This window comes from Microbacterium sp. NPDC057658 (assembly GCF_042799975.1).
Classification (GTDB): domain Bacteria; phylum Actinomycetota; class Actinomycetes; order Actinomycetales; family Microbacteriaceae; genus Microbacterium.
This window is the reverse complement of record NZ_JBHVHT010000002.1, coordinates 296,675-317,126: the sequence shown is the minus strand read 5'-3', so window position 1 is coordinate 317,126 and position 20,452 is coordinate 296,675. Positions and strand designations below refer to the sequence as shown.

Below are 20,452 nucleotides of genomic sequence, written 5' to 3'. Positions count from 1 at the left end.
GACCGGGCCGCGCTCGTCAAAGCCGGTATTCAGGGAACTCCCCTACGATCAAGCGTATGCCCCAAAAGAACCGCACGGTGAAGGGCGTGCTCGGCGGTCTCGTCGGGCTCGTCGGACTGAGCGCCATCGCCGGTCTGCTGGTCACCGCCAGCGTCACCCCCGTCCTCGCGATGACCGGCGTCGCCGGCACCACGGCGCTGACCATCTTCGATGAGCTGCCCGAGGTGCTGAAGGTCGACACTCCCATGGAGCAGTCGACCATCTACGCCACGAACCCCGAGGGCAAGCCGGTCGTGCTGGCGTCGTTCTACGAGCAGAACCGCGTCCCGGTGAAGTACGAGGATGTCTCGCCGGTCCTCTACGACGCGATCCTCTCGAGTGAGGACAAGAACTTCTACACCCACGGCGGGGTCAACCTCGGCGCGACGGTGAAGGCCCTCGTCGACAACGTTCGCGGCACCTCGAGCCGTGGTGCCTCGACCATCAGCCAGCAGTTCGTGAAGAACGTCCGCATCCAGCAGTGCGAGCAGAACGTCAGCACCGCCTCCGAGACCTACGCGGACGAGCTGCAGCAGTGCTGGCAGGACGCCACCAACGCGTCGGGCGTCGACGGCATCGAGCGCAAGCTCCAGGAGATGCGCTACGCCATCCAGATCGAGAAGGACTACTCGAAGAACGAGATCCTCCTCGGCTACCTGAACATCGCGAACTTCGGCGGCACGGTCTACGGAATCGAGGCCGCGTCGCGCTACTACTTCTCCACGTCCGCCAGCAAGCTCAGCGTCGCCCAGGCCGCGACCCTCGCCGGCATCGTGCAGAACCCGAACACCTACCGGATCGACAAGCCGGAGGGCACGTACACGACCAAGGACGGCGTCGCCCACAACTCCGCGGAGGACGGCTACAAGGATGCCAAGGACCGTCGTGACTACGTCCTCGGGCGCATGCTCGCCGACAAGAAGATCACCCAGGCCCAGTACGACGAGGCGATGGCCTCGGCGATCGAGCCGGCGATCACCGTTCCCGTCCAGGGCTGTGCGGCGGCCGGGCGCAACGCCTACTTCTGCCAGTACGTGAAGTCGATCATCGAGAACGACGAGGCCTTCGGCGAGGACATCCAGGACCGTCGGGATCTGCTCCGCCGCGGTGGCCTGAAGATCTACACGTCGCTCGACTTCCGGGTGCAGGACCCGGCCGCCGAGGAGATGGCCAACGTCGTCCCGGCCAACTTCGACAACAAGTACTTCGGCGCCGCGGGTGTCTCCATCGAGGTCGGCACCGGTCGCATCCTCTCGATCACCCAGAACACGATGTTCTCGGAGACGCCGACCACCGATCAGGCGTACTCCTCCCTCGTGTTCGCCGGCGACCAGAAGTACGGCAAGTCCGGCGGCTTCCAGGTGGGGTCGACGTACAAGCTGTTCACCCTCATCGACTGGCTCGAGAAGGGGCACTCCGTCCGGGAGAACCTGAACGGCACCGTGCAGACCAATCTGCGGATCCCCGTCTGCGGCAGCCCGCAGGCGACGAACACGGCGGAGATCGGCAACTTCGGCCGCAGCCGCGGCTACCCCGGCACCCCGATGACCTTCACCGCCCAGTCGCTCAACAGTGGCTACTTCGCCATGGCGGCCAAGCTCGACGTCTGCGACATCAACAAGGTCGCCGACAAGATGGGCGTCACGCTGGCCAACGGCAACAAGGTCACTGAGGAGAACGTGCCGTACGACGTGCTCGGCCCGAAGAACATCTCCCCCATCGCGATGGCGAACGCGTACGCGACCGTCGCGAGCGGCGGCACGTACTGCACGCCGCGCGCGATCGACAAGGTGATCGACGCGGAGGGCAAGGAGCGCGAGCTTCCCAAGGCCTCGTGCACGGAGGGCGTGCTCGCCCCGGAGGTCGCCGCGACCGCCGCCTACGCGCTCCAGGGCGTCATGGCCGGCGGAGGCACCGGTGCCAGGGCCAACCCGTTCGACGGCACGCCGCTGATCGGCAAGACCGGTACCCACGACCTCTGGTCGACGATGATGATCGAGTCGAGCACCAAGGTCGCGACCGCGGTCTGGGCCGGCCGGTCGAACGGCAACCACGACAACGTCTTCAACGTCTGGACCGGCAGCCACCTCCTCAACGAGGTGCGCTATCCGCTGGCGAGGGCGGCTCAGCACGCGGCCAACATGGTCTACGGCGGCGACGCCTTCCCGCAGCCCGACGGCAACCTCATCCGGCAGATCCGGGTGGACGTGCCCGATGTGGTCGGACAGACGGTGGAGGAGGCGACGGCCACCCTCGAGCGTGCCGGGTTCACCGTCTCGGTGGGCGATCCCGTCGACAGCGACAAGGCGACCAACATCGTCGTCGCGCAGGATCCCAGTGGTCAAGCTCCGTCGGGCGCCACCATCACGATCTCGCCGAGCAACGGCGACGGCGCGACCGTCCCCGACGTCACCGGCCAGTCCCCGACCGCCGCGAACGCCGCGCTGATCGCAGCCGGCTTCACGTCGGTCGAACGCGCCGGGTCGTGCAACGCGGACGATGCGAAGGTGACCTCGACGGACCCGGCCGCGAACACCGCGGCCACGAAGTCCACGCCGATCAGGGTGACGTGCAAGTAGGCGCGCCCCGCGCGGCACACCCGGCCCTCATCGCGCTCGGCGCGGTGGGGGCCGTCGGTGCGGCCGCCGCGGTGTGGGGCATCGGGATCGAGCGCTACCTGTTCACCGTGCGGGAGGTGACGGCGGAGGCCCTTCCCGCCGGCGCGGAGCCGCTGCGCATCCTGCACCTGTCCGATGCGCACATGGCGCCCTGGCAGCGTCGGAAGCAGGACTGGCTCGCCTCGCTCGCCGAGCTTCAGCCCGACCTCATCGTCAACACCGGCGACAACCTCGGTCACGAGGACGGGCTGCAGGGGATCCGTCGCGCCTTCGCTCCCCTCGCAGGCATCCCCGGTGTGTTCGTGCACGGGTCGAACGACGTCAACGTCCCCACGCCGCGCAATCCGCTGCGCTACTTCGCGGGCCCGTCTCAGAAGATCCGACAGCCGGCGCTGCTCGACACCGCCGCGATGGACGACTACTTCACGGACGAGCTCGGCTGGGCCGATCTGAACAACGCCGCGGCTCGGCTGACCGTCCGCGGAGCGCCCGTCGACCTGTTCGGCGTGAACGACGCGCATCGCGACTGGGATCGTCTGGACGTGCTCCCCGACGCCCTGGCCGGCCTCGGTCCCCGCCCGGGCGGTGCTCCCCTGCTGGGGGTGACGCACGCCCCCTATCAGCGGGTGCTCAACGGCTTCGTCGACCTCGGCGCGGACGCGATCCTCGGCGGACACACGCACGGGGGCCAGGTGTGCCTCCCGGGGTACGGCGCGCTCGTCGCCAACTGCGACATCCCCCTCAAGCAGGCCAAGGGGCTGAGCACCTGGACGCACGACGGGCGTTCGGCGCCGCTGAATGTGAGTGCCGGCTGCGGACACTCGATCTACGCCCCCGTGCGCTTCGCGTGCCGCCCCGAGGCGACGCTGCTCACCCTGACCCCGCGCGCCTGAGCCGTCCGACACGGGTGCGGGTCCCCGCGCCGACGGCTCCCGCACGGCGCGCCACGCGGATGTGCGCGCTCGATTCGGTGCTGGAGGCATTTCGCTGTAGACTCGGAGGGTTGCAAAACGGGGTGTGGCGCAGCTTGGTAGCGCGCTTCGTTCGGGACGAAGAGGTCGCAGGTTCAAATCCTGTCACCCCGACCAGTGACACGAGAAGGCCGCCCGCAGGGGCGGCCTTCTCTGTATCGGGATGTCGTGCGAGAGGGGAACGCATGGGGAGGCTCCTGCCGCCGCCGCGTCGTTCGACGCGCATCTGGGCGCTCGCTCTCGGGCTGCCGTTCCTCGCCGGCATCGCGTTCCTTACGCTCACGCCCGCGCGGGTGGAGCAGACGATGCCCTCCGTGGTGGACCTCGCCCTCGGCGCACTCCACCGCGTCGGCTGGACGGGCCTCGACTTCACGCGCCTCGAGATCCTCGCGAACGTCATCGTCTTCGTCCCCGTCGGCATCCTCGCGTTCCTGCTCCTTCCCCGCCGACTCTGGCCGCTGTCGCTGCTCGTGGGCCCGACCCTCTCGCTTGTGATCGAGACGGCGCAGTACCTGGCCCTCCCCCACCGCGCCGCGACCGTGAGCGACGTGCTGGCCAACTCCACCGGGGCGACGATCGGCATCGTCATCGCGGTGTTCTGCACGCTGCTCGCCACCACACCCTCCTCCCGGCCGCGAACACCTACAGTGGAGGCATCATGACATCGCCCTCTCTCGTCGCCTTCGACCTCGATGACACGCTCGCGCCGTCCAAGGGCACGATCGACCCGCGGATCGCCGCGCTCCTGAACGAGCTGCTCCAGTCCGTCGACGTCGCCATCATCTCCGGGGGCAACGAGGCGCAGTTCCGCACGCAGGTCGTCGCGCAACTCGCGGACGCCGACCCGGAGGCGCTCGCCCGCCTGCACCTGCTTCCGACGTGCGGCACGCGATACCTGCGGCATGACGGCAGCGACTTCGTAGCCGTGTACGCCCACGACCTGAGCGACGAGGAGAAGTCCGCCGCCCTCACGGCCCTCCGCGAGGAGGCGGAGCGCCTCGGGCTCTGGGAGACCGAGCCCTGGGGCGAGATCCTCGAGGACCGCGGCTCGCAGATCACGTTCTCGGCCCTCGGCCAGCAGGCACCGCGTGACGCGAAGCACGCCTGGGATCCGACCGGCGCGAAGCGCGGCGCCCTGCGCGATGCCGTCGCCGCGCGGCTTCCTGGCCTCGAGGTGCGCTCCGGCGGCTCGACCTCCATCGACATCACCCGCGCCGGCATCGACAAGGCGTTCGGCATGCGACAGCTCGCCACGCACACCGGGATCGAGCTCACGGCGATGCTGTTCTACGGCGACCGTCTCGACGAGGGCGGCAACGACTACCCCGTCCTCGCGCTGGGCGTGCCGTCGGTGGCCGTCGAGGGCTGGGAGGACACGGCGGCCCGCCTCGAGGCTCTCCTGCCGACCCTCTCCACCCGGGTCTGACGCGCACGTTCGCACGACGTCGACCCGCCTGCACGACGGGACGATCGAATCCGTCGTGCAGGCGTGGTCTGGTCGTGCAGAGGCGTCAGCGCACCTCGACGCCGGCCGCGCGGGAGACGGGCACCAGACGCGTGAGCTGGGTCACGTGCCCCGGCTCGAGCTCCGCGAGGGAGGCCACGCCCAGCAGCCGCATCGTGCGCTCGATCTCGCCGCGCAGGATGGCGATCGTGCGGTCGACGCCCTGCCGTCCCCCCGCCATCAGCCCGTAGAGGTAGGCGCGGCCGATCAGCGTGAAGTCGGCGCCGAGGGCGACGGACGCCACGATGTCGGCGCCGTTCATGATGCCGGTGTCGATCATGACCGTGAAGTCGTCGCCGACCGCACGACGGACCTCGGGCAGGAGGTGGAACGGGATCGGGGCGCGGTCGAGCTGGCGCCCGCCGTGGTTCGACAGCACGATGCCGTCGACGCCCGCGTCCCGCAGGCGCACGGAGTCCTCGATGTTCTGCACGCCCTTGATGACGATCTTGCCGGGCCAGATGTCGCGGATGACGGCGAGGTCGTCGTAGCTGATCGTCGGGTCCATCGCCGCGTCGAGGAGCTCGCCCACGGTGCCGCCGGTCGCGCTCAGCGACGCGAACTCCAGCTTCGGCGTGGTCAGGAAGTCGAACCACCACCAGGGCCGCGGGATGGCGTTGATGATCGTGCCGAGGGTGAGCTGCGGCGGGATGCTGAAGCCGTTGCGCTTGTCGCGGAGACGGGCACCGGCGACCGGGGTGTCGACGGTGAACTGCAGGGTGTCGAAGCCGGCGGCGGCGGCGCGGCGGGCGAGCTCGTACGAGATCTCGCGGTCGCGCATGACGTAAAGCTGGAACCAGTTCCGTCCGGGCACGGGGCCCTGCGGCTCCCGGACCGTCGCCGCCTTGACGTCCTCGATCGAGGTGGTCCCGAGGGTGGACAGCGTGAACGGGATGCCCGCAGCGGCCGCGGCTCCGGCACCCGCGACCTCGCCCTCGGTCTGCATGAGCCGGGTGAAGCCGGTCGGCGCGATGCCGAACGGGAGCGCGGACGGACCGCCGAGGATCTCGACGGCCGTGTCGACGTCCGGCGCCGGCTTGAGGATGCCGGGGTGGAACTCCACGTCCTGGAACGCCTGACGGGCGCGGCTCAGCGAGAGCTCGCCCTCGGCCGCGCCGTCCGTGTAGTCGAAGGCGGCCTTCGGTGTGCGGCGCTTGGCGATCGTGCGCAGATCGTCGATGGTGAGCGCGGCGTCGAGACGGCGCTTGCGCCCGTCGAGCTCGGGCTTCTTGAACTTCATGAGCTCCAACAGCTCGGCGGGGTTGGGGAGCTGGCGCTGGACCATGTTCTGCCTCTCAGTTCTGCGGGGGGACGGTGCGGGTGAGGCCCGCGGCGGTGTAGTAGCCGGTGATGTGGGCGCGGACCAGGCGCCGGGCGGTGTCGACCTCGCCCGCATCGATCGCCGCGACCAGTGCGTGGTGCTCGGACCGCAGGCGGTCGGCCATGCGATCCCAGTCGTCGACGCTCGCCGCGCCCGCGAGCACGTACGACTCGATGGCGGAGCGGAGGCCCGCCATCATCGCCGCGATGACGGTGTTGCCGCTGCCCTCGGCGAGGGAGAGGTGCAGCTGCGCGTCGAGGGCCAGGAACTCGGCCGGAGTGAGGGCGCCGTCGTCCATGGCCGTGAGCAGCTCGTGCGCCCGGACGGTGTCCCGGTGGGCGGCCGATGCCATGGCGTCGACGACCGCGTCCTCGAGCACGAGTCGCGTGCGGACGACGTCATCGAGCGGGAAGCCCCGCGCGGCCACCTGGAGCCGCAGGAGCGCCGACATCCCGCCGGTGGGGGTCGCGATGACGATGGCGCCCGCCTGCGGCCCGGAGCCGGTGGCGGTGCGGATGAGGCCGAGCACCTCGAGCACCCGGAACGCCTCTCGCACACTCGACCGCCCGACGCCGAGGTCGCTCGCGAGGTCCCGTTCGGACGGCAGCCGGTCCCCCGGGCCGAGACGACCGTCGAGCAGGTCACGCTCGATGTGCTCGAGCACGAGTCGCCATGCACGCGCCGGCTGCTCCGTCATCCCGCCTCCTGTGGTCAGACCACAGGTTAGCGCGTGTGGTCAGACCACGCAATGCGGCGATGCGGCGCGCGCGAGCCACCCCTCTCCGTGCGTCCCGGCCCGGTGCGTACGCACGCAGAGGGGTGGGGCGACCGGAAGGGGGTGGGTCGGCGGGTCAGCCCAGACGGCCGCCGGACTCCTCCAGATAGCAGGTGCCGCACAGCGACTCATAGGTCGTGAGCTCGGGCGAGGCGGAACCGTCGGCGCCCTCGTCGATCGCGACCTGGTCGCCGTCGAACACGAAGCGGCCGCCGACCACGCGGCCGTTGAACACCGCCTTGCGCCCGCAGCGGCAGATCGTCTTGAGCTCCTCCAGGGAGTGCGCGATGGCCAGGAGCCGGGCGGAGCCGGGGAAGGCGTGGGTGCGGAAGTCGTTGCGGATGCCGTAGGCCATCACCGGGATGCCGTCCTCCACCGCGATGCGGAACAGGTCGTCGATCTGTGTCGGCGTGAGGAACTGCGCCTCGTCGATGAGGAGACAGGCCACGTCTATCGGCCCGGTCGGGAGGAGCTCCTCCTCCGTGGACCGCTGCATCCGCTCGCGGTGGACCGCGAAGAGCGCGCGCACGTCATCGTCCGGACCGACGAGGAAGTCGACCGGCCGCGTGACGCCGAGGCGACTCTCGATCTGCCCCGCGCCCTTGGTGTCGATCGCGGGCTTGGCGAGGAGCACGTGCTGGCCGCGCTCCTCGTAGTTGTAGGCGACCTGCAGCAGAGCGGTCGACTTGCCCGAGTTCATCGCGCCGTAGCGGAAGTAGAGCTTCGCCACGGGCCCAGGTCAGACGTTGATGCCGAGGACGGCGGCAGTCGCGGCGGTCGACTCCTCCGCGAGCTCCGCGTCGCCGTTGAGCTTCCGGCCGAAGGTGGGGATGAGCTCACGCAGCTGCGACTCCCACCCCGGGTACTCGCCGGGGAAGCACTTCTTCAGCAGGTCGAGCATGATCGGCACGGCGGTCGAAGCCCCGGGGGATGCACCGAGGAGACCGGCGATCGAGCCGTCGCCCGAGGCGACCACCTCGGTGCCGAACTGCAGCACGCCGCCCTTCTTCGGGTCCTTCTTCATGACCTGAGCGCGCTGACCGGCGTCGATGAGCGTCCAGTCCTCGTCCTTGGCCGTCGGCATGAACGTGCGGAGGCTGTCGACCTTCTTGCGGTGGTTCTTCATCAGCTCGCTGATGAGGTACGTGATGAGGTCGGGATTGGCGAAGGCGACCCGCAGCATCGGCCAGAGGTTGTGCGGCCGGACCTGCGTGACGATGTCGAGCATCGAGCCGTTCTTGAGGAACTTCGGGCTGAACGTCGCGAACGGCCCGAACATCAGCGATGCCTCGCCGTCGACGACACGCGTGTCGAGGTGCGGGACCGACATCGGCGGCGCGCCGACCGAGGCCTGCGAATAGACCTTCGCCTTGTGCTGCGCGACGATCTTCGGGTTCGTTGTCTTGAGGAACTGGCCGCCGATCGGGAAGACGCCGTAGCCCTTGATCTCAGGGATACCGGAATTCTGCAGGAGCTTCAGCGCCCAGCCACCGGCCCCGACGAACACGAACTTCGCCTTGATCTCGTTCGGGGTGCGGCCGACCGTCGTGCGGTACTTGATGAGCCAGGTGCCGTCCTTCTGGCGCTTGAGCGACTTGACCTCGTGGTTCGTGCGCACGGCGACGCCCGAGTCACGCAGGTGATCGAAGAGCTGATGCGTCAGCGCGCCGAAGTCGACGTCGGTGCCGGCGGGCACCCGGGTGGCCGCGAACGGCTCGCCCTTCCGCCGCTTCTGCATGAGCAGCGGCGCCCACTGGTTGATGACGCGGGAGTCTTCGCTGTACTCGATGCCGGCGAACAGCGGCTGCTCCTTGAGCACCTCATAGCGCTTCTTGAGGTAGGCCACGTCCTTCTCACCCCGCACGAACGTCATGTGCGGCGTCGCGTTGATGAAGGTCGTCGGCTCGTCCAGCACGCCCTTCTCCACGAGGGAGGACCAGAACTGGCGGCTCTGCTGGAACTGCTCGTTGATCGAGATCGCCTTGGCGGGGTCGAGCGGAGCGTCGCCCTGCTGCGGCATGTAGTTCAGCTCGCACAGGGCGGCATGCCCGGTCCCGGCGTTGTTCCAGGGGTTCGAGCTCTCCTGCGCCACGTCCGACAGCCGCTCGAAGGCGACGATCTTCCAGTCCGGCTGCAGCTCGTGCAGCAGGGTACCCAGGGTGGCGCTCATGATGCCACCGCCGATCAGGACGACATCGACGTTTTCAGTCACCCGAACAGTCTAGTTCGCGGGCAGGACCCCGCCGACCACCGGGCGGTCAGGACACCGGGGCGAGGCGCTCGGCGAGCACTTCGGCGATCTGCACCGCGTTCAACGCCGCCCCCTTGCGGAGGTTGTCGTTGCTGATGAAGAGCACGAGACCCTTGCCCTCCGGAGCCGACTGGTCGGCACGGATGCGGCCCACGAAGCTCGGGTCCTTGCCCGCGGCCTGCAGCGGGGTCGGCACCTCGTCGAGCACGACGCCGGGCGCCGCGCTCAGCACCTCCGTGGCGCGCTCGGGCGTCAGGTCGCGGGAGAACTCGGCGTGGATCGACAGCGAGTGGCCCGTGAACACCGGCACGCGGACGCAGGTACCGGCGACGCGGAGGTCGGGCAGCTCGAGGATCTTCCGGCTCTCGTTGCGGAGCTTCTTCTCCTCGTCGGTCTCGTTGTCGCCATCGTCCACGAGGTTCCCCGCGAACGGGATCACGTCGAAGGCGATCGGCGCGACGTACTTCTCGGGCTCGGAGAAGTCGACCGCGGAGCCGTCGTGCACGAGGCGGAGGGTGTCGCCCTGCGCGAGCACGCCCTCGACCTGGCCGAGCAGCTCCTGTGCGCCGGCGAGTCCGGAGCCGGACACCGCCTGGTAGGTCGACACGATCAGGCGCTCCAGGCCGGCCTCGGCGTCGAGGACCTTCAGCACCGGCATCGCCGCCATCGTGGTGCAGTTCGGGTTCGCGATGATGCCCTTGGGCCGGTCGTCGATCGCGTGCGGGTTGACCTCGCTGACGACGAGGGGGACCTCGGGGTCCATGCGCCAGGCGCTGGAGTTGTCGACGACCACGGCGCCGGCCTCGGCGAAGCGGGGGGCGTAGGCGCGGCTGGCGGTGGCACCGGCGGAGAACAGCGCGATGTCGATCCCGGACGGGTCGGCGGCCTCGACGTCCTCGACGATGACCGTCTGTCCGCCGAACTCGATCGCCGTGCCCGCGGAACGCGCCGACGAGAACAGCCGCAGCTCGCGGATCGGGAACGAACGCTCCGCGAGAATCTCGCGCATCACGGTGCCCACCTGGCCGGTGGCGCCGACGATGGCGACGGAGAGTCCTGATTCGGAGATGCGGGTCATGATGTTCCTTGGCTTCGTGCGGTACGGCGTACGAGGCTTCGGGCGCGGCGTCGGGATGCTGATGCTGCGCCTGGCGCCGGTGTCAGGGTTTCCGCGAGTCTATCGCGCCACGACCACCCCGAAGCCCGTCCGTTTCACGAAGGCACGCGCGCCCGGTACATCAGGCGAACGCGGGACAACAGGCACGCGCGGACAGGGCCGCCTGAGTTAGCGCGAACGCCTGAGCTAGCGTGGCGCGCTGGCGTGGGGTCAGCGGCCGGTGCCGGCGTGGACCGTGGCCTCCGCGTCGCCGTCGAGACCGTAGGCGGTGTGCACGGTGCGGGCGGCCTCGGTGAGGTCGGTGTCGCGGAGCACGACCGAGATGCGGATCTCCGAGGTGGAGATCATCTCGATGTTGATGCCGCCGGCGGACAGGGCCTCGAACAGGGTCGCCGAGACACCGGAGTGCGTGCGCATGCCCGCGCCGACCACGGACAGCTTGCCGATCTGGTCGTCGTGGATGAGGTTCTGGAAGCCGACCTCGGTCTGCTCGCCGGCGAGGGCCTTGAGTGCGGCAGCGGCGTCGGCCTTGGGGACCGTGAACGAGATGTCCGTGCGCCCGGTGGCGGAGACGTTCTGCACGATCATGTCGACGTTGGCGCCGGACTTCGCGACGATCTTGAAGATCTCTGCGGCCTTGCCCGGGACGTCGGGCACTCCGGCGACGGTGATCTTGGCCTGGCTGAAGTCGGTGGCGACGCCGGCGACGATCGGTTCTTCCATGACTGCTCCCTCGGCTTCGCGAGGGTTCTTCATGCCCTCGCCCAGAACGTATGTGCCCTCGGCCGACGAGAACGTCGACCGAGCGTGGATGAGGACGCCGTGCCGGCGGGCGTACTCCACGGCACGGATGTAGAGGACCTTGGCGCCGTTGGCGGCGAGCTCCAGCATCTCCTCGCTGGAGACGTGGTCGAGCTTCTGCGCCTTCGGGATCACGCGCGGGTCGGCGGTGAAAATGCCGTCCACATCGCTGTAGATCTCGCAGACGTCGGCCGACAGCGCGGCCGCCAGCGCGACGGCCGTCGTGTCCGATCCGCCACGGCCGAGCGTGGTGATGTCGCGGGTGTCGCGATTGAAGCCCTGGAAGCCGGCGACGATGACGATCGCGCCCTCGTCGAGCGCCTCGCGGAGCCGGACCGGTGTGACGTCGACGATGCGCGCCGCCCCGTGCTGCGAGTCGGTGATCATGCCGGCCTGGCTGCCGGTGAACGACCGCGCTTCGAAGCCCATCGAGTGGATCGCCATCGCCAGCAGCGCCATCGAGATCCGCTCGCCGCTGGAGAGGAGCATGTCGAGTTCGCGCGGAGCCGGGATCGGCGCGACCTCGTTCGCGAGGTCGAGCAGCTCATCGGTCGTGTCGCCCATGGCGCTCACGGCGACGACGACGTCGTGACCGGCGCGACGGGTGTCGACGATGCGCTTGGCGACGCGCTTGATGCTCTCTGCGTCGGCGACGGACGAGCCGCCGTACTTCTGCACGATGAGGGCCACGTTCACTCCCTGGGATGTCGGGCGGATCCGCCCACGGTCATTCTACGATCGGCGCGCATGCCGCCCCGCGCATGTGACGGCTCAGGCGGGGGCGGGCGGGACGGGCGTCACCGGGCGCAGGCGCCCTCCGGTGGCGGCGAACCAGCACCCGACGATGATCAGCGGGAATCCGAGGAGGAGCCCCGGGGTGAGGGGCTCGGCGAGCACGATCGCGCCGAGCACGATCGCCACGACGGGGTTCACGTAGGTGAACAGCGGCGCCCTGACCGGTCCGACCTCGCGGATCAGCGCGAAGAAGGCCAGGAACGCCAGCGCCGTGCAGATGACGGCGAGGGCGAGGAGGGCGCCGATCGACGGGAGCGTCGGCACCTCGTGCTGCGTGAGCAGACCGATCGGGAGATAGAAGATGCCGATCATGAGCAGGGACAGCGTGATCGTGCCGAGCGAGGGCACGTCGTTCAACTTGCGCGCCACGATGAACGGTGCGATCGCGTACAGCACCGCGACGAGCAGCACCTCGCCGGCCGCGAGCAGACTCACCTCTCCCCCGAAGAGCCCGGGCCCCGCCACGACGATGGCGACGCCGACGAAGCCGACCAGCAGGCCGATGCCGCGGGCGGGACGCAGCACGCCGCGGTCACCACCGCCCAGCGCGATGAGGGCGGCGAACAGCGGCACGGTCGCGACGAGGAGTCCGGTCATGCCGGAGGGCAGCGTCATCTCGGCGTGTCCGAGGAGGAGGAACGGTCCGGCCATCTCCACGGCCCCGAAGGCCAGCACCCACGGCCAGTGCCGGAGCGCCGCGCGAAGGGCGCCGCTGCGCAGGGCGAACGGCAGCAGGAGGAGGGCGGCGATCAGCGTCCGTCCCGCCACGATCGCCGGCGGGGAGATCGAATCCACCGCCACGCTGATGAAGAGGTAGGGAACGCCCCAGAGCAGGGCCATGGCCCCGAAGAGCAGCCAGCCCCGGCGGGAGAAGCCGGACTGCGGGGTCACAGCACGCGCCGGCCCTCGAAGGCCCGGCCGAGCGTCACCTCGTCTGCGTACTCGAGGTCGCCGCCGACCGGGAGGCCCGAGGCGAGCCGCGAGACCGTGATCTGCATCGTCGTCAGGAGCCGGCTCAGGTAGCTCGCCGTCGCCTCGCCCTCCAGATTGGGGTTCGTGGCGATGATGACCTCCTGCACGGTGCCGTCGGCGAGCCGCGTCATGAGCTGCGCGATCCGGAGGTCGTCCGGCCCGATGCCCGCGATGGGGCTGATCGCGCCGCCGAGCACGTGGTACAGGCCGCGGAACTCCCGCGTGCGCTCGATCGCCGCGACGTCCTTCGCGTCCTCGACCACGCAGATCAGCGCCTGGTTGCGGCGAGGGTCGCGACAGATCGCGCAGCGTTCCTGCTCCGCGACGTTGCCGCAGATCTCGCAGAAGCGGACCCGGATGCGGATCTCGGTCAGCAGCTCGGCGAGACGGGCGACGTCGAACGTCGGCGTCTGCAGGATGTGGAACGCGATGCGCTGCGCCGACTTCGGGCCGATGCCGGGAAGGCGGCCGAACTCGTCGATCAGCTCTTGGACGATGCCGTCGTACATCAGGAGAACCTCGTGGGGGGCTCGTAGGGCTCTTCGCGAAGGAACGTCGCGCCGAGCACCTGGCGGATCACGGCCTCTCCGTAGCGCTGCACGCCGCCGGCGGCAGGGGTGCGCTCGACGATGACCGGTGGAGCGGCCGCGGGGGCCGCGCGGGCGGCCGCCTTCGGGGCCGCCGCCGGAGTCGCGCGTGGGGAGGGAGGGCGGTCGTACGGAGCCGGGGGCTCGTAGGCCGGATCGTACGGCGGCTCCTCGTCGAACGCGGGAGCGTCGTCGTCGCCGGGCAGCGGCGGCTCATCGCGATCGATCCTGCCGTCGGCCGGCGGGGTCGGGGCGGCGGGGGCGGCCTCGACATCCTCCGGCTCCTCGTCGACGGCGAGGGGCGCTGCGGGCGCGGCGGCCGCTGTCGTCGGGATGGGTGCGACCGCCCACTCCGTCACGGGGGCCGCGGCGGCGCGGGTCTGCGGGCGGGAGGGACGCGCTGACGCAGGCTCCGATGCGGGAGCGGTGTCGGCCGGGGCGGCGGATCCCGAGGAGGCGGGCTGCCGCGGCGCACCGCCGGGCGGCATCGGGGCCGGCAGGTACTTGACCCGCACCCCGACCTCCTGCTCGATGGCCGTGCGGAGGTGGTCGGACGGCCCGGAGCCGGGCGTGGTCCCCTTGAACTTCGCGACGTCGTGCTGACTCGTGAATCCGAGGGTCAGGACCTCGGACTCGCCGTCGTAGGCCAGCGGCTGCACAGCGGTGGCGAGCAGCCAGGACGTGCGGCTGATGCCTTCGAGACGCTTCAGCACGGCCGGCCAGGCATCGCGGACGCGGTCGAACGTGACGGGGGCGGACGGCGCGGACGACGCCGGGGCCGGAGCCGGCGTGGGGTCGGGCTCCGCGGGACGGGCGGGTTCCGGCGCCGGCTCGGGCTCCGGGGAGCGCTCGGGCTCGGCGGCGGCCACAGGGGCGGAGACGGCCGGCGCGGAGGGAGCCGGTGCCGCGGGCGTCGAGGGCACTGCCGGCGCGGTCTCCGTACCGGGCGCAGCCGTGGGAGACGGCGCCGCGGCCGCGGGCGGGATCACCGGCGGGGGCGTCGTGGCCGGCGGGTGCAGCGCGCCCGACGCGGCCGCTCCGGACGAGGTCGACCCCCCGGATGCGGCGAGGACGCGGGCCACCATGAGCTCGAGGTGGAGGCGGGGCGACGTGGCTCCGGACATGTCGTCGAGAGCCGCGCTGACCACGTCTGCCGTACGGGAGAGCCGCGCGGCGCCGAACGACTCGGCCTGGCGGCGCATGCGGTCGAGCTCGTCTTCGGCGATCCCGCGGAGCACGGCGGAGGCACCGGAGCCCACGGCGGCGATCACGATGAGGTCGCGCAGGCGCTCCAGGAGGTCGTCGACGAAGCGACGCGGGTCTTGTCCGGTCTGCACGACGCGGTCGATGGCCGGGAAGGCGGTCGCGGCGTCGCCCGCCGCCAGCGCATCGACGATCTCGTCGAGGAGGGCCCCGTGGGTGTACCCGAGCAGCGCGACCGCGCGCGCGTAGCCGACAGTGACAGTCTCCGAGCCGGCAGGGGCGTCCGACCCCGCGATGAGCTGGTCCAGCAGCGACAGGGTGTCGCGGGGCGAGCCACCCCCGGCGCGGACGACGAGCGGGAGGACGCCCTGCTCGACGATGACCCCCTCCTCCGCGCAGAGCTTCTCGACGTAGTCGAGCATCGCGGCGGGCGGGACCAGCCGGAACGGGTAGTGATGGGTGCGCGAGCGGATCGTGCCGAGCACCTTCTCGGGCTCCGTCGTCGCGAAGATGAACTTGACGTGCGGCGGGGGCTCCTCGACCAGCTTCAGCAGCGCGTTGAAGCCCTGCGGGGTGACCATGTGCGCCTCATCGAGGATGAAGATCTTGAAGCGGTCGCGGCTCGGGGCGAAGGTCGCCCGCTCGCGCAGGTCGCGCGCGTCGTCGACGCCGTTGTGACTCGCCGCGTCGATCTCGACGACGTCGAGCGATCCGCCGCCCGCCCTGGACAGCTCGACACAGCTCGGGCAGGTCCCGCAGGGGGTGTCGGTCGGGCCCTCCGCGCAGTTCAGGCACCGGGCGAGGATGCGCGCCGAGGTGGTCTTGCCGCAACCGCGCGGGCCGGAGAACAGGTAGGCGTGGCCGACGCGGTCGCCACGCAGCGCAGTCATGAGCGGATCGGTCACCTGCGACTGCCCGATCATCTCGCCGAACGTCTCGGGTCGGTAGCGGCGGTAGAGGGCTGTGGTCACCCCTCCAGCCTACGGCGTGCCACCGACGTTGCTCCCCTCCCGGTCGACCCGGCCCCTTTCACGCGAGCCACCCCTCTGCGCGCGTCCGCAACGGGGTGGGACGCACGCAGAGGGGTGGGTCGGCGGTCAGTCGAGGTTCTCGATGACGGGGATCGCGCTCGTGATCACGGGGACCGAGGCCGAAAGCCGCGTGCCGTCGTCGCGGCGGGCGTCGGCGAACTCCTGCAGGGTCGGGCGTCCGGGGATCACGGGTCCCTGGTTCGCGAGCGGGACGATGACCTCGTCCTCCAGTGTCGCGATGTACGCGTTGTCCCGCACGCTGAACGGCACCGGAGGTCCGCTGCGCACCTCGACGCGCAGCTCGTGCCTCGTGACGGTCACCTGCATCGCGGTCCCCTGCCACTGCAGCGGGAACGACAGCGACGGCCAGGATTCGGGGAGCCGCGGGTCGAAGCTGAGGTCACCGCCGTAGTCGCGCATACCGCCGAAGCCGCAGACGAGGGCCGTCCACACGCCACCGGCCGAGGCCACGTGCACCCCGTCCGCCGCGTTGTGGTGCAGGTCGTGCAGATCGACGAACAGCGACTGCTCGAAGTACTTCTGCGCGAGGTCCTGATAGCCCACCTCTGCCGCGAGGATCGACTGCACGACCGCCGAGAGGGTCGAGTCGCCCGTCGTCAGCGGGTCGTAGTAGTCGAAGTCGGCCTTCTTCTCCTCGGGCGAGAAGTGGTTGCCCTGGAGGAACAGCGCCAGCACGACGTCAGCCTGCTTGAGCACCTGGAAGCGGTAGATCACGAGCGGGTGGAAGTGCAGCAACAGCGGGCGCTGGTCGGCCGGGGTGTTCGCGAGGTCCCAGACCTCCCGCTCCAGGAACAGCGAATCCTGCGGGTGGATGCCGAGGCTCTCGCTGTACGGGATGTACATCGCCTCCGCGGCACGCTCCCAGGACTCCGCCTCACCGGAGCCGAGGCCCGTGCGCTCGACGAGGGCCGCGTAGTCCTCGGGGTAACTGTCGCGGATCTCCCGCACGACCTTGGCCGCGTACCGGAGGTTGTACCGTGCCATGACGTTCGTGTACAGGTTGTCGTTCACGACGGTCGTGTACTCGTCCGGGCCGGTGACGCCGTGGATGTGGAACGTCTGGAGGCCGTCGCCGGCGCCGGACTGCTCCACGAGCCGCGATCCCCGCCAGAAGCCGAGGGTGGCCCAGAGCCGCGCGGTCTCGATCGCGACGTCGGCGCCCTCGCGCCGCAGGAAGGCCTCGTCCCCGGTCGCCCGCACGTACTTGCCGAGCGCGAAGCTGATGTCGGCGTTGATGTGGTACTGCGCGGTGCCGGCGGCGTAGTACGCCGAGGCCTCCTCGCCGTTGATCGTGCGCCACGGGAAGAGCGCTCCGGCCTCGTTGAGCTGAGCGGCCCGGCGGCGCGCCGCGGGGAGCATCTTCACCCGGGCCCGGAGAGCGTTGTACGCCCAGCGCGGCGTCGTGTAGGTGAGGAACGGGAGCACGTAGATCTCGGTGTCCCAGAAGTAGTGGCCGCTGTAGCCGGAGCCGGTGAGTCCCTTCGCGGGGACGCCGGCGCCGTCCGCCCTGGCCGAGGCCTGCGCGAGCTGGAACAGGCACCACCGGGTGGCCTGCTGCAGGTCGTCGCGCCCGCCGATCTGCACGTCGCTGCGCTCCCAGAACGCGTCGAGCCACTCGCGCTGACGACGGAAGACCGTCTCCACGCCCTCGTCCGCTGCCCGGTCGAGAGAGCGACGGCAGCGGTCGACGAGCTCCCGCGGGGGCACGCCGCGGGACGAGTGGTAGCTGACGAGCTTGGTGATCGTGATGGGGACGCCGGCCTTCGCCTGGACGCGGAAGACGTTCTTGGCGATGTCCGGCTCGATGAGCGTGCGGACGTTGTAGTCGTTCTCCGTCTCGATGATGTGATCGGCGACGACGGCGACGGTCATCCCGGACGCGGCGACCCGGTACGACAGCGCGGAGCGCAGGCCGTCCTGCCAGTGCTCGGCCGGCTCCAGCACGCGGTCCGCGATGCGCTCGGCCTTGCGCGGGTCGAAGGCGGCGCCCTTGGTCGTCATCGGGGAGCCGGCGTAGACGCCCGCCCCGTCCTGACGGTTGAGCAGCTGGCAGCTGATCGTGACCGGGGCGTTGGCGTTCTCGACCACGACCTCGAGCCGCAGCACGGCGAGGTGGCGCTCCTCGAAGCTCACGAGACGCTGATCCCGCATGCGTACCCGCTTGCCGGACGGGGTCTCCCAGACGACGCGCCGTTCCAGCACACCCGTGCGCATGTCGAGCGTGCGGGCGTACTCGCGCACGTCCGCGTCGTCGAGGGAGATCGGCTCGTCGTCGACGTAGAGGCGCATCACCTTGGCGTCGGGGGCGTTGACGATCGTCTGGCCGACCTCGGCGAAGCCGTAGGCCTGCTCGGCGTGCCGGATCGGCCACGTCTCGTGCAGGCCGTTGATGAAGGTGCCGTGCTCCTGCGCGCCGCGCCCCTCGATGTGGTTGCCCCGGAGCCCGAGGTAGCCGTTGCCGACCGAGAACAGCGTCTCGCCGACGCCCTCCTCCGAGTAGCGCGTCTCGATGAGACGCCACGGGTCGACGGGGAAGCGGTCGCGGTCGATCATGCGGTCTCCGGGGTGTCGGTGCGGGCGGCGGGAAGCAGGACGCCGAGGTCGTCGACGACGTGGGTCGCGCCGGCGGCGCGGAGTGCGTCGGCGCCGGCGCCGCGGTCGACGCCGATGACGACGGCGTATCCGGCGGCGGCGGCCGAAGCGGCGCCGGAGGTGGCGTCCTCGACGGCGATGCTGCGGGCCGGGTCGACGCCGAGGGCCGTGGCGCCGGCGGCGAACATGTCGGCCGCGGGCTTGGAGGCGAGGTGCTCACGCTCGGCGACGACGCCGTCGATCACGACGCGGAAGAAGGACCGGATGCCGGCGGCCGCCAGTACCTCCTCGGCGTTCTTGGAGCTGGAGACGACACCGAGCGGGATCCCCGCGGCGTGCAGCGCCTCGACCACGGCGAGGGAGCCGGGGAACGGAGCGATGCCCTGGCTGCGGAGCGACGCCGCGAACGCGGCGTTCTTGCGGTTGCCGATCCCGCAGATGGTCTCGGCGGACGGGTCGTCGTCCACCGAGCCCCAGGGCACCTCGACATTGCGGCTGCGCAGCAGGCTCGCGACGCCGTCGTAGCGCTTCTTGCCGTCGACGTAGGCGAAGTAGTCCTCGTCGGTGTACGGCGGCGTGATGTCCCAGCGGGCGAAGACGTCATCGAAGACCGCCTTCCAGGCGCGCATATGCACCTCGGCGGTCGGCGTGAGGACGCCGTCGAGGTCGAACAGCACACCGTCGGCGTGGAACAGGTCGGGCAGCGCGTCTGGCACAGAGCCTCCAGGAGAAGGACGAGGGTCGGGTCGGCACCTCTCCGTGCCACTGTGCAAGCGTAATGGCGGTGGCGCGCGCGGGGTAACCCCGGACCGCGATCAGAGCAGTTCGGCGGTCTGCCTGGCGATCTGGAGCTCCTCGTCGGTGGGGACGACGAGGACCGTCACGGCCGAGGCATCCGTCGAGATGACGCGGACGCCGCGCTCCTTCGCCTCGTTGCGGGCCGGGTCGATCTCGATCCCCGCGAAGCCGAGCGTCGCCATCGCCGCCGCCCGCACGGGCGCCGCATTCTCCCCGACGCCCGCGGTGAAGGACACGACGTCGACCCCGCCGAGCTGCGCGATGTACGCGCCGGCGTAGGCCCGCAGACGGTGGACGTACACGTCGAAGGCCAGCGTCGCGGCCTCCTCCCCCGCGGCGACGCCCGCGAGGATGTCGCGCATGTCGCTGCGTCCGGCGAGTCCCGCCAGCCCGCTGCGGGTGTTCAGCAGCGCGTCGAGGTCGTCGATGGTGTAGCCGGCGCGGCGGGACAGGTGCACGAGAGCGGCCGGGTCGATGTCGCCCGACCGCGTGCCCATGACGAGGCCCTCGAGCGGCGTGAGGCCCATCGAGGTCTCGACCGAGCGACCCCCGTCGATCGCGGTGACCGACGCGCCGTTGCCGAGGTGGAACACGAGCTGCCGGAGGGTCCCGAGGTCGCGCCCGAGGAAACTCGCGGCGGTCTCGCTGACGTACTGGTGGCTCGTGCCGTGGAATCCGTACCGACGGACCCGATGCTCGGCGGCGAGCGCCGCATCGATCGCGTAGGTGTAGGCCGCCGGCGGCAGCGTCTGGTGGAACGCGGTGTCGAACACCGCCACGTGCGGGACGCTGTCGAACACGGCGCGGGCCGCCCGGATGCCGGCGAGGTTCGCCGGATTGTGCAGCGGCGCGAGCACGGCGAGCTCGTCGATCTGCCGCTCGACGTCGGCGTCGATCAGGGTCGGCGCGTAGAAGCGCGCACCACCGTGCACGACCCGATGCCCGACCGCGACCGGGGGATGCGCCTCGAGGGAGGGGCCGTGCGCGGGGGAACCCGTCGCGGCCCGATCCGCCACCGAGCGGGGGCGTGCTCGTCTCCCCGCCCTCCCAACGGCG

Annotated in this window: 16 protein-coding genes and 1 tRNA gene; 5 read left to right on the top strand and 12 right to left on the bottom strand. The window is 70.6% G+C overall.

The window, feature by feature from the left end; genetic code table 11:
• Positions 1-56 precede the first annotated feature (56 nt).
• The 5 genes from ACFU8V_RS14950 (at position 57) to ACFU8V_RS14930 (ending at position 5,054) form a co-directional block, all read left to right on the top strand.
• The gene (locus ACFU8V_RS14950; RefSeq protein ID WP_378872395.1) at positions 57-2,618 is read left to right on the top strand and encodes a transglycosylase domain-containing protein; all 2,562 of its coding nucleotides are present in this window, start codon (positions 57-59) and stop codon (positions 2,616-2,618) included.
• Positions 2,609-3,550, top strand: coding sequence for a metallophosphoesterase (locus ACFU8V_RS14945; RefSeq protein ID WP_378872392.1), 942 nt, complete (start codon positions 2,609-2,611; stop codon positions 3,548-3,550). Before ACFU8V_RS14950 ends, ACFU8V_RS14945 begins: the two co-directional genes overlap by 10 nt.
• Positions 3,551-3,668: 118 nt before the next feature.
• Positions 3,669-3,745, top strand: a tRNA-Pro gene (locus ACFU8V_RS14940).
• Between the two features lie 68 nt (positions 3,746-3,813).
• A complete protein-coding gene (locus ACFU8V_RS14935; RefSeq protein ID WP_126894486.1) occupies positions 3,814-4,290 on the top strand; it encodes a VanZ family protein in 477 nt (158 codons plus the stop codon).
• Positions 4,287-5,054 (top strand): HAD-IIB family hydrolase, encoded by a 768-nt coding sequence (locus ACFU8V_RS14930; protein ID WP_366215345.1) that lies wholly within the window; start codon positions 4,287-4,289, stop codon positions 5,052-5,054. Before ACFU8V_RS14935 ends, ACFU8V_RS14930 begins: the two co-directional genes overlap by 4 nt.
• A gap of 85 nt (positions 5,055-5,139) precedes the next feature.
• Here the strand turns inward: ACFU8V_RS14930 and ACFU8V_RS14925 are convergent, their stop codons facing one another.
• From ACFU8V_RS14925 to ACFU8V_RS14870, 12 genes are all read right to left on the bottom strand, one after another.
• Complete coding sequence (locus ACFU8V_RS14925; RefSeq protein WP_378872388.1) at positions 5,140-6,417, bottom strand: alpha-hydroxy-acid oxidizing protein; 1,278 nt, start codon at positions 6,415-6,417, stop codon at positions 5,140-5,142.
• A gap of 10 nt (positions 6,418-6,427) precedes the next feature.
• Positions 6,428-7,150, bottom strand: a complete 723-nt coding sequence (locus ACFU8V_RS14920) for a FadR/GntR family transcriptional regulator (RefSeq protein ID WP_378872385.1) — start codon at positions 7,148-7,150, stop codon at positions 6,428-6,430.
• 154 nt (positions 7,151-7,304) lie between these two features.
• Positions 7,305-7,958: a thymidine kinase gene (locus tag ACFU8V_RS14915; protein WP_062636208.1), complete on the bottom strand. Its 654-nt coding sequence runs from the start codon at positions 7,956-7,958 to the stop codon at positions 7,305-7,307.
• Between the two features lie 9 nt (positions 7,959-7,967).
• A complete protein-coding gene (locus ACFU8V_RS14910) occupies positions 7,968-9,440 on the bottom strand; it encodes a malate:quinone oxidoreductase (RefSeq protein WP_378872382.1) in 1,473 nt (490 codons plus the stop codon).
• Positions 9,441-9,486: 46 nt separating this feature from the next.
• Positions 9,487-10,557, bottom strand: coding sequence for an aspartate-semialdehyde dehydrogenase (locus ACFU8V_RS14905; RefSeq protein ID WP_378872379.1), 1,071 nt, complete (start codon positions 10,555-10,557; stop codon positions 9,487-9,489).
• Positions 10,558-10,806: 249 nt separating this feature from the next.
• Positions 10,807-12,087, bottom strand: a complete 1,281-nt coding sequence (locus ACFU8V_RS14900; RefSeq protein WP_025104257.1) for an aspartate kinase — start codon at positions 12,085-12,087, stop codon at positions 10,807-10,809.
• 81 nt (positions 12,088-12,168) lie between these two features.
• Positions 12,169-13,083, bottom strand: a complete 915-nt coding sequence (locus tag ACFU8V_RS14895; protein WP_315109293.1) for a DMT family transporter — start codon at positions 13,081-13,083, stop codon at positions 12,169-12,171.
• Positions 13,080-13,673 (bottom strand): recombination mediator RecR, encoded by a 594-nt coding sequence (recR, locus tag ACFU8V_RS14890; protein ID WP_025104255.1) that lies wholly within the window; start codon positions 13,671-13,673, stop codon positions 13,080-13,082. The genes ACFU8V_RS14895 and recR overlap by 4 nt, the downstream gene beginning before the upstream one ends.
• Positions 13,673-15,925: a DNA polymerase III subunit gamma and tau gene (locus ACFU8V_RS14885; protein ID WP_378872374.1), complete on the bottom strand. Its 2,253-nt coding sequence runs from the start codon at positions 15,923-15,925 to the stop codon at positions 13,673-13,675. Before ACFU8V_RS14885 ends, recR begins: the two co-directional genes overlap by 1 nt.
• A 126-nt stretch (positions 15,926-16,051) precedes the next feature.
• Entirely contained in the window at positions 16,052-18,559 is a 2,508-nt protein-coding gene (locus ACFU8V_RS14880) for a glycoside hydrolase family 65 protein (protein WP_025104253.1), read from the bottom strand.
• Positions 18,556-19,314 (bottom strand): beta-phosphoglucomutase family hydrolase, encoded by a 759-nt coding sequence (locus ACFU8V_RS14875; protein ID WP_025104252.1) that lies wholly within the window; start codon positions 19,312-19,314, stop codon positions 18,556-18,558. The genes ACFU8V_RS14880 and ACFU8V_RS14875 overlap by 4 nt, the downstream gene beginning before the upstream one ends.
• A 99-nt stretch (positions 19,315-19,413) precedes the next feature.
• Positions 19,414-20,452, bottom strand: a 1,039-nt coding sequence (locus tag ACFU8V_RS14870) for an acetate/propionate family kinase (RefSeq protein ID WP_378872369.1), incomplete at its 5' end; no start/stop codon positions are given.

Coding starts and splice junctions, on each gene's coding strand:
- ACFU8V_RS14880 (WP_025104253.1), bottom strand. CDS start 18,559: ATGATCGACCGCGACCGCTTCCCCGTCGACCCGTGGCGTCTCATCGAG.
- ACFU8V_RS14925 (WP_378872388.1), bottom strand. CDS start 6,417: ATGGTCCAGCGCCAGCTCCCCAACCCCGCCGAGCTGTTGGAGCTCATG.
- ACFU8V_RS14935 (WP_126894486.1), top strand. CDS start 3,814: ATGGGGAGGCTCCTGCCGCCGCCGCGTCGTTCGACGCGCATCTGGGCG.
- ACFU8V_RS14920 (WP_378872385.1), bottom strand. CDS start 7,150: ATGACGGAGCAGCCGGCGCGTGCATGGCGACTCGTGCTCGAGCACATC.
- ACFU8V_RS14930 (WP_366215345.1), top strand. CDS start 4,287: ATGACATCGCCCTCTCTCGTCGCCTTCGACCTCGATGACACGCTCGCG.
- ACFU8V_RS14950 (WP_378872395.1), top strand. CDS start 57: ATGCCCCAAAAGAACCGCACGGTGAAGGGCGTGCTCGGCGGTCTCGTC.
- ACFU8V_RS14905 (WP_378872379.1), bottom strand. CDS start 10,557: ATGACCCGCATCTCCGAATCAGGACTCTCCGTCGCCATCGTCGGCGCC.
- recR (WP_025104255.1), bottom strand. CDS start 13,673: ATGTACGACGGCATCGTCCAAGAGCTGATCGACGAGTTCGGCCGCCTT.